An 8,289-nucleotide genomic window follows, 5' to 3' on the forward strand; every position below is an offset into this window, starting at 1 on the left:
CACGCAGCGGAGCATTCAGCGGACGCTGCGCGACCGGAACCAGCCGGGCACGGCCGCTGCCGGTCGGGTAACGGCCATCGGCGAAGGGCTGCGAAAGCCAGGAAAATGGCGCCATCGCGTCATAGGCTTCATTGCCGATCGCCGCCCTGGCCTTGAGATCAAGCATGCGTGCGCCCTGATTGCGATAGGCGGTCAGCCGGGCATGTTCGCGCCAGATGTCGGCGGGGCGATCATAGGCGAAGGCGGTGCGGAACCCCATGCGCCGGGCCACCTCGCTGATGATCCACCAATCCGGTTTTGCCTCGCCGGGCAGCGGCAGGAAGGCGCGCTGCCGGCTGATCGTGCGCTCGGAATTGGTGACGGTCCCATCCTTCTCCCCCCAGGCGGCGGCGGGCAGGCGCACATGAGCGTGCACACTGGTATCGGTCTTGGCGACCACATCGGAGGCGACCACGAACGGACACCCGGCCAGCGCTTCGCGGACCCGCCCGGCATCTGGCATCGAAACGGCAGGATTGGTCGCCATGATCCACAGCGCCTTGATCCGGCCCTCACCCACGGCGCGGAACAGGTCGACCGCCTTGAGGCCCGGCCTGGTCGCCATGCGCTCGGCGGCCCAGAAGCGGCCGACATCCTCAATATCCTCCGCCGCAAAGCCGCGATGCGCCGCCAGCGTGGAGGCAAGCCCGCCGACTTCGCGGCCGCCCATCGCGTTGGGCTGCCCCGTGATCGAAAAGGGCGCGGCGCCCGGCGTGCCGATCCGGCCGGTGGCGAGGTGCAGGTTGATGATCGCGTTCACTTGATCGGTGCCGCGAATCGACTGATTGATGCCCTGGCTGAACAGCGTGACGGTGCGCGGACGGGCAACGAACAACTGATAGAAGCGCTGTAGATCGGCCGGCGCCAGATCGCACGTCTGAGCGACGGACCAGAGATCATGCCCGTGCCGCAGCGAATCCCAGAAGCCGTCGGGCACGTCCAGGCCCGTCGCGTCGGCCAGTCCCTCGGCGCGGCAATGCGCGAGCAGGCCATTGAACAGCGCAACGTCGCTGCCGGGGCGTAGTGGCAGGTGCAGGTCCGCCTCCTCCGCCGTTTCGGTGCGGCGGGGATCGATCACCACCAGCTTCGCGCCGCGCGCCGCGCGCGCCGCCATGATCCGCTGATAGACCACCGGGTGGCACCAGGCGGTGTTCGATCCCACCAGCACGATCAGATCGGCCGAATCGAGATCCGCATAGCTGCCCGACACCACATCCTCGCCGAAGGCGCGCATGTGACCGGCAACCGCGCTCGACATGCACAGCCGCGAATTGGTGTCGATGTTCGCCGAGCCGATGAAGCCCTTCATCAGCTTGTTGGCGACGTAGTAATCCTCGGTCAGCAATTGGCCCGAGACGTAGAAGGCGACACTATCCGGCCCATGTTCGGCGATCGCCTGACGAAAGCGCCGGGCAACGAGGTCGAGTGCCTTGTCCCAGCTCGCGCGGCGTTCGCCGATCATCGGCTGGAGCAGCCGGCCTTCGAGCCCCACGGTTTCACCGAGATGGGTGCCCTTCGAGCAGAGCCGGCCCTGGTTGGCGGGATGCTCCGGATCGCCCTCGATGCGGACGGCACGCTCGCCGGTAACGGTCGCGCGGATCCCGCAGCCGACGCCGCAATAGGCGCAGGTGGTTTGGACCGTCATAGATCCCCCCACGGCACCGGGAGGATCTGAAGCCCTCCCCATCACGCCGCCGCCCGCACCGGGCTGGCCAGCAGGATCCGCTCGCCTTCCACCCGTACCGGCACCACCGGCGTGCAACCCGCCTCCTCCCCCAGGGCGGCCCCGGTCGCGAGCGAAATGCGCAGATTGTGCAGCGGGCACGCCACCGCATGGCCGTGCACGATCCCCGCGCTCAGCGGCCCGCCCTTGTGCGGACAGCGGTCGATCAGGGCGAAGACCTGGTCGTCATGCGTGCGGAACACCGCGACGGGCTGCCCGCCAAGCGTCAGCGTGCGGCTGCCCCGCAGCGGCAGGCCCGCAAGGGTGCCGATATCGATCCAGTCGGTCATGGGCATCACTCCGCGGCGACGAGCAGGGGCTGGTGGAGGCCGGCATCGGCGCCGGCGACGCGATCGGCCCAGGGGTCATCCTGGCTGAAGGACTGGGAATGCCAGAAGCGCGCGGCGAGTGCGTCGCGTCCTGCTTCGTCCTCCACAACCCGTGCCGTGACATAAGCGAGGCCGACGCGCTCGATCCATGGGGCGGTGCGCTCCAGATAGCGCGCCTCCTCGCGATAGAGCTGCACGAACGCGGCGGCGATGTGCATCGCCTCCTCTTCGGTCGCCACCTTCGTCAGCAGGTCGGTGGCGCGAACATGGATGCCGCCATTGCCGCCGACATGCAGTTCATATCCGGAATCCACGCAGATCACGCCGAAATCCTTGATCGTCGCCTCGGCGCAGTTTCGCGGGCAGCCGGAGACCGCCATCTTGAACTTGTGCGGCATCCAGCTGCCCCAGAAACCGCGCTCCAGCCGGATGCCGAGCCCGGTCGAATCCTGCGTGCCGAAGCGGCACCATTCGGAACCCACACAGGTCTTCACCGTCCGCAGCGCCTTGGCATAGGCATGGCCGGAAACCATCCCCGCCGCGTTGAGATCGGCCCAGACAGCGGGCAGATCCTCCTTGTGAATGCCGAAAATATCCAGTCGCTGCCCGCCGGTGACCTTCACCATCGGCGCGTTGTACTTTTCCACCACATCAGCGATCGCGCGCAGTTCGGTGGGCGTGGTCACCCCGCCCCACATGCGCGGCACCACCGAATAGGTGCCGTCCTTCTGGATGTTGGCGTGCAAGCGCTCGTTGACGAACCGGCTCTGCTGGTCGTCCACATATTCGCCCGGCAGTGCGCAAAGCAGGTAATAATTGAGCGCCGGCCGGCACGAGGAACAGCCGTCGGGCGTCGACCAGTGGAGCGTCTGCATCACTTCCGGGATCGCCTTCATCCCCCGCTCGACGATTGCGCGGCGGACCTTGTCATGGCCATAGGTCGTGCATTTGCACATCGTCCTGGGCCCGGCCTGCACGCCGTCCTCGCCCAGCGTCAGCGCCAGCAGGCTCTCGACGATGCCGGTACACGACCCGCAGCTGGCCGAGGCCTTGCACCCCGCCCGCACCGCATCGAGGCTGCACGCGCCGCCTTGGATCGTCGCGACCACCTGCCCCTTGGAAACGCCGTTGCAGCCGCAGATCTCGGCATCGTCCGAGAGCGCCGCAACGGCCGCCTTAGGGTCCGCCAGCCCCCCTCCCGAGGCGAAGGCCTGGCCGTAGATCAGCACGTCGCGGATGGGGGCGACGTCCTCGCCCTTCTTTATCAGGTCGAAATGCCAGCCGCCGTCGCTGGTATCACCGAACAGCACCGTGCCGATCACGCGATCGTCCTTCAGCACCACCCGTTTGTAGATACCGCGCGCGGCATCGCGCAGCACGATGTCCTCGCATCCTTCACCACCGGAGAAGTCGCCGGCCGAGAACACGTCGAGCCCGGCGACCTTGAGCTTGGTCGAGGTGACCGAGCCGCGGTAGGGATTGGTACGCGCCACCAGCCCGTCGGCGAGGCTGCGGCACATGTCCCACAAGGGCGCGACCAGGCCGTAGCATTGCCCATCGTGCTCGACGCATTCGCCGACCGCGAGCACGTTCGCGTCGCTGGTCACCATATGGTCGTCGACCTGGATGCCGCGCCCCACCGCCAGTCCCGCCTCGCGCGCCAGCTTCACCGAGGGCCGGATGCCGACCGCCATCACCACCAGCTTCGCGGGGATGACGCGGCCGTCCTTGAGCTGCACGCCCTCGACCTTGCCATCGCCCAGGATAGCGGCGGTATCGGCGCCGGTGAGGATGGTCTGCCCGCGCGCCTCCAGCGCCGATTTGAGCAGCCAGCCCGCCGCCTCGTCTAGCTGGCGCTCCATCAGCGTCGGCATCAGATGCAGCACGGTGACCTTCATGCCGCGCAGGGTGAGACCGTGCGCCGCCTCCAGCCCGAGCAGCCCGCCGCCGATCACCACCGCGTCCCCGCCGTCGCACGCTGCCGCCAGCATCGCATCGACGTCGGCCATGTCGCGGAAACTGATCACCCCGGGCAGGTCATGCCCCGGCACAGGGATGATGAAGGGATCCGAGCCGGTAGCGATCAGCAGCTTGTCATAGCGGGTGACGCGGCCCGATCGCGCGGTGACCGTGCGCGCCGCACGATCGATCGCCAACACCGGATCGCCAGCGACCAGTTCGATACCATGCTGCGCATACCAGCCGGAATCGTTGATCACGATCTCCTGAAAGGTCTTTTCGCCGGCCAGCACGGGCGACAGCATGATCCGGTTATAGTTCACATGCGGCTCGGCGCCGAAGATGGTAACGCGGAACCGTGCGCCGTCGCGTGCCAGCAGTTCCTCCACCGCGCGGCACCCGGCCATGCCGTTTCCGATCACCACCAGATGCTGCCGCGTCCCGACCGCCGGGGCCGTCTCGGCGGCGCTATCGTCGGTGAGGATCGCCCTGGCTTCCAGAAACTCCATCCGCTTCGCTCCAAAACGAAAAAAGCCGCCATCCGGCGCCCGGTCTTGAGAACCGAGCGCTGGATGGCGGCTTTGCCATCAACAGAACCACGTTTGCCCGGCGGCGGGCTGGCGTGGCGATGTGGGGAAGGACAGCCTTGTCCTTCGCAATGCAGCATAAACCGATTCGGGGGGCGGCTCAAGCGATTCCGGGGCCTTTCGAATTCATACCCGCCCCCCCCCCCAGCATAAGGCGGCCGGCCTCAGCCGATCCCCAATCTCAATATTTCCAGTCCGCTTGCAGCCAGAACTTGCTGGTATCAGTGGCGAAGCGGTCCGCCTGATAACGAGCGTAGCGCGCTGAAATCTGCGTCTTCTTCACCTGCGCGGTGAGCAGCACATTCCATTCGTCGCCATAATGCCGGTCCAGCCGATCGCTGCGGTAGCGGTGCCATACCGCCTGCAACCCCAGTGCATCGATCCCGCGCAGCTTCTTCCAGCCATAGCCGGCGCCCGCGTGGAAATCGCGTACACCATCGGGCGGGGTGACGGTCAGCTTGTCGGCCCAGCCCTGAAATTTGAAGACGCTGCCGAGCGGCGTCTGGAAGCTGGTCAGCGCCGCGCCACTATCGGCACCCAGCACTTCATAGCCGGCGTTGAGCTTCCAGCTGCGAATGTCGAACGTCGCATCGGCCAGCCAATAATCGGCCTCATAACGTGCGGGATTGTGGTGATAGTCGGATTGGCGTGCCCAGCTGAGCTGATAGGCCAGCGTCACGCGCGGCGCGATCGCCCGGCCGCCGGTGAGGCGGGCGCCATAGCTCTGGCTGGAGAGGCGATAGCCCTGCACCGCTGCCTCATCCTGATCGATGAGATAGGCGAAGCCGGTCAGTGTACCCAGCGGTGTCGCCACGCCCAGATTGGCGAAGACATTGTTGCCGCCCACGCCCCGCTGCCGCGCGCCCCGTCCCTCCGTGCCCCAGATCGTGCGCACGTCCCAGGCATAAGTGAGGTCGAGCTTTACGCCCTTCAGCGGCACGATCTCGCCGCGCACCGCGTCCAAGGTCTGCGCGTTGTTACGGAAGGCTGCGTTGCCGACGAACCGCTCGTCGTCGAGCGCGATGCGCTGGCGGCCGGCCGTCACGGTGAGCGGTTTGGTGCGATATTGCAGCTGCGCGCGGTAGATGGCGACATTCTCCGGGTCGGCGATCATCGGCCGCGACGCCACCCCGTGCAGCCCGTCATCATAATCGCCCACCACCGCCAGATTGCCCTGCGCCTCGCCCAGCGCCACCCACGGGCCACGGCTGAACTCGGCGCCGGCACGGGCGCGGATCGTCACCGCGTCGGCGGTGTCGGCAATGCCGGCCTGATCGACATGCTCGTATCGCGTCCGCGCGTCGAACAGCGGCTTGATCGCCACCTCCTGGGCGCAGGCCGGCGCCGCGGCGACCAGCGTCGCCGCCGTGCTGATCCAGAAACGCATGCAATCCCCCCTGTCGATCGCAACGCGGCGGCGCCAGCCGCGGCCGTGCCGCCGCCGCGAGTGCGGATTATATCTGCGCGCCGCTGGTCCAGCGAGCGCGCCATGACGCCTTGACCAGCGTGAGCCCCAGCAACGCCGCCAGCGCCAGCCCGGCGAAGATCAGAAAGCCCGGCGCGAAGCTGCCCGCCAGTTGCTTGGCGAGCCCCAGCGATGAGGCGAGATAGAAACCCCCGATGCCGCCGGCCATGCCCACCAGCCCGGTCATTACGCCGATCTCCGCCTGGAAGCGCTGCGGCACCAGTTGGAACACCGATCCGTTGCCCGTGCCCAGCGCGAGCATCGCGACGACGAAACAGCCCAGCGCCACCGGCAGCGTCGGCGCGATGCTGACACCCGTCAGCGCGGCGGCGGCGAGCAGGAAGACGACCGACAGCGTCTTCACGCCGCCGATCTTGTCGGCCAGCGCGCCGCCGAGCGGGCGCACCAGCGACCCGGCAAACACACAGGCCGCCGTGCAATAGCCCGCGACAATTGTGGTCAGCTTGAACTGATCGGTGAAGTAGATCGGCAGCGAGGCCGCCAGCCCGACGAACCCGCCAAAGGTGACGGCATAGAAGCCCATCAGCCACCAGGCATCCGCCGATGCCAGCGGGTGGAGATATTCGATCAGCGTCTTGGGCGCGGGCGCGTTCGGCGCATCCTTGGCCATGGCGAGATAGACCAGGAAAACGATGCCGAGCGGAATGCACGCAAGACCGAGCACCGTGTTCCAACCGAACAGCTTGGCGAGCGCGGGCGCGAACAGCGCCGCCAGCACGGTGCCCGAATTGCCCATGCCGGCCAGCCCCATCGCCTTGCCCTGATGCTCGGGGGGATACCAGCGGCTGGCAAGCGGCAACGCGATCGCGAAGCTGGCGCCGGCAAAGCCCAGGATCACGCCCAGCGCCAGCGTGCCGCCGAAGCTGTTTACGCCCAGCAGATAGGCCGAAAGCAGGCCCGCGATCACGATGATCTGGCTGATCGCCCCCGAACGCTTGGGCCCGATGCGATCGACCAACAGCCCGTTGACGACCCGCAAAACCGCGCCTGCGAGCGTCGGCGTCGCTACCATCAGGCCCTTTTGCGCGGCGGTGAGATGCAGCGTCCGGGCGATGTCCGGCGCCAGCGGCCCGAGCAGGACCCATACCATGAAGGCCAGGTCGAAATAGAGGAACGCGGCGACCAGCGTCGGCCAGTGCCCGCTTTGCCAGAAGCCGCCGCCGTTCGCGTTGGTCGGCCGTGTATCCACGCCTTGATCCAGAAATGCCGTTGCCATGATGACGTCCCCAATGCCGATCTGAAAAGAACAAGAAAAAAGCCGCTCGCCGGACGTTCGCGGGCTCGCGAAATCCGGTCAGCGGCTTTGCTGCGTTCAGAGGGGGAGGATGGCCCCGGCTTTGGGGTGCCCTCCCGATGGGCGCGCTTCCTTGCGCGACTCGAATATCATCGCGCGGATCGCATTTTGCTGCAAGCGCGAAGTTCAGGTCCAGCCTTGCGTAGAGCCGGAGCGGCCGGCCGACCGGTATCGCCCAGTTTGCAGACACCCCCTCGGCTAGGTACAATGACCACTCGCGGGTTGGGATAGGTCGGATGATGATATTCCTGTTGGCCTTGTCGGTGTCTCAGGAAGTTGTTGGTCGACCACGATTTGATCACACCAACGACATCGCGATCGCCGCTAGATTTCTGGCCGACGTCCGTCAGGGAAATGCAAGCCGGACAACAGTCACATTCGAGAACCGCGAAGACCCGAAAGCACCGACATTCGAAGCGTTCTCGCGCTATGCAAACGAGTGCAGCATCAAGCAAATATACGCGATCCCGGGCGCCACGCAGCGTCTTCCAATTTCCGTTGAATGGGATTGCGGCCGGTTCGTTGTGAAAGACGGGCGACCGACTTGGGAGGAACGTTTCGCGTCTTTCCGGGTCGACAACGGACGCGTCGTTGAGGCGACTTTTGGCAAGCTTCCGGTCGTCAAAATACGATAGGAAGTCGAAGCGCATCCCACTTAGCAGGAGTCATGAGTTGCTGTCCGCTTCCCACCACAATCGGGCACCGACTCGCCATCGCCTATCGCTCATAAGCGGACAGTCCGCTTATGCCGCACCTCGCCCGAAAGCTGCCATTCCGCTCACGCCCATAAGCGGTCGCGTGGATATTTCGACGACGCGGGGGTGACCGCGTCCTATGGGCCGGTTAGGTGAGAAGCTAGTGGTGATCGGAAG

The 8,289-nt window shown here is 66.4% G+C and carries 6 protein-coding genes; 1 reads left to right on the plus strand and 5 read right to left on the minus strand.

The window, feature by feature from the left end:
• The 5 genes from ACFDSW_RS13240 to ACFDSW_RS13260 form a co-directional block, all read right to left on the minus strand.
• A partial coding sequence (locus ACFDSW_RS13240; protein WP_375250753.1) for a molybdopterin-dependent oxidoreductase occupies nucleotides 1-1,684 on the minus strand: 1,684 nt, incomplete at its 3' end.
• 41 nt (nucleotides 1,685-1,725) lie between these two features.
• Nucleotides 1,726-2,052, minus strand: a complete 327-nt coding sequence (gene nirD / locus ACFDSW_RS13245) for a nitrite reductase small subunit NirD (RefSeq protein WP_375250754.1) — start codon at nucleotides 2,050-2,052, stop codon at nucleotides 1,726-1,728.
• Nucleotides 2,053-2,057: 5 nt separating this feature from the next.
• Nucleotides 2,058-4,559, minus strand: coding sequence for a nitrite reductase large subunit NirB (gene nirB / locus ACFDSW_RS13250; protein ID WP_375250755.1), 2,502 nt, complete (start codon nucleotides 4,557-4,559; stop codon nucleotides 2,058-2,060).
• Nucleotides 4,560-4,818: 259 nt separating this feature from the next.
• Nucleotides 4,819-6,024 carry a hypothetical protein gene (locus ACFDSW_RS13255; RefSeq protein WP_375250756.1) on the minus strand — a complete coding sequence of 402 codons (1,206 nt, stop codon included), beginning with the start codon at nucleotides 6,022-6,024 and terminating at the stop codon, nucleotides 4,819-4,821.
• A gap of 67 nt (nucleotides 6,025-6,091) precedes the next feature.
• On the minus strand, nucleotides 6,092-7,339 hold the full coding sequence (locus ACFDSW_RS13260; protein ID WP_375250757.1) for a nitrate/nitrite transporter: 1,248 nt from the start codon (nucleotides 7,337-7,339) through the stop codon (nucleotides 6,092-6,094).
• Nucleotides 7,340-7,653: 314 nt separating this feature from the next.
• Here ACFDSW_RS13260 and ACFDSW_RS13265 point away from each other — a divergent pair, with 314 nt between their 5' ends.
• A complete protein-coding gene (locus tag ACFDSW_RS13265) occupies nucleotides 7,654-8,052 on the plus strand; it encodes a hypothetical protein (protein ID WP_375250758.1) in 399 nt (132 codons plus the stop codon).
• Nucleotides 8,053-8,289: the final 237 nt, after the last annotated feature.

The organism is Sphingomonas sp. (assembly GCF_042091075.1).
In the GTDB taxonomy this organism is placed as follows: domain Bacteria; phylum Pseudomonadota; class Alphaproteobacteria; order Sphingomonadales; family Sphingomonadaceae; genus Sphingomonas.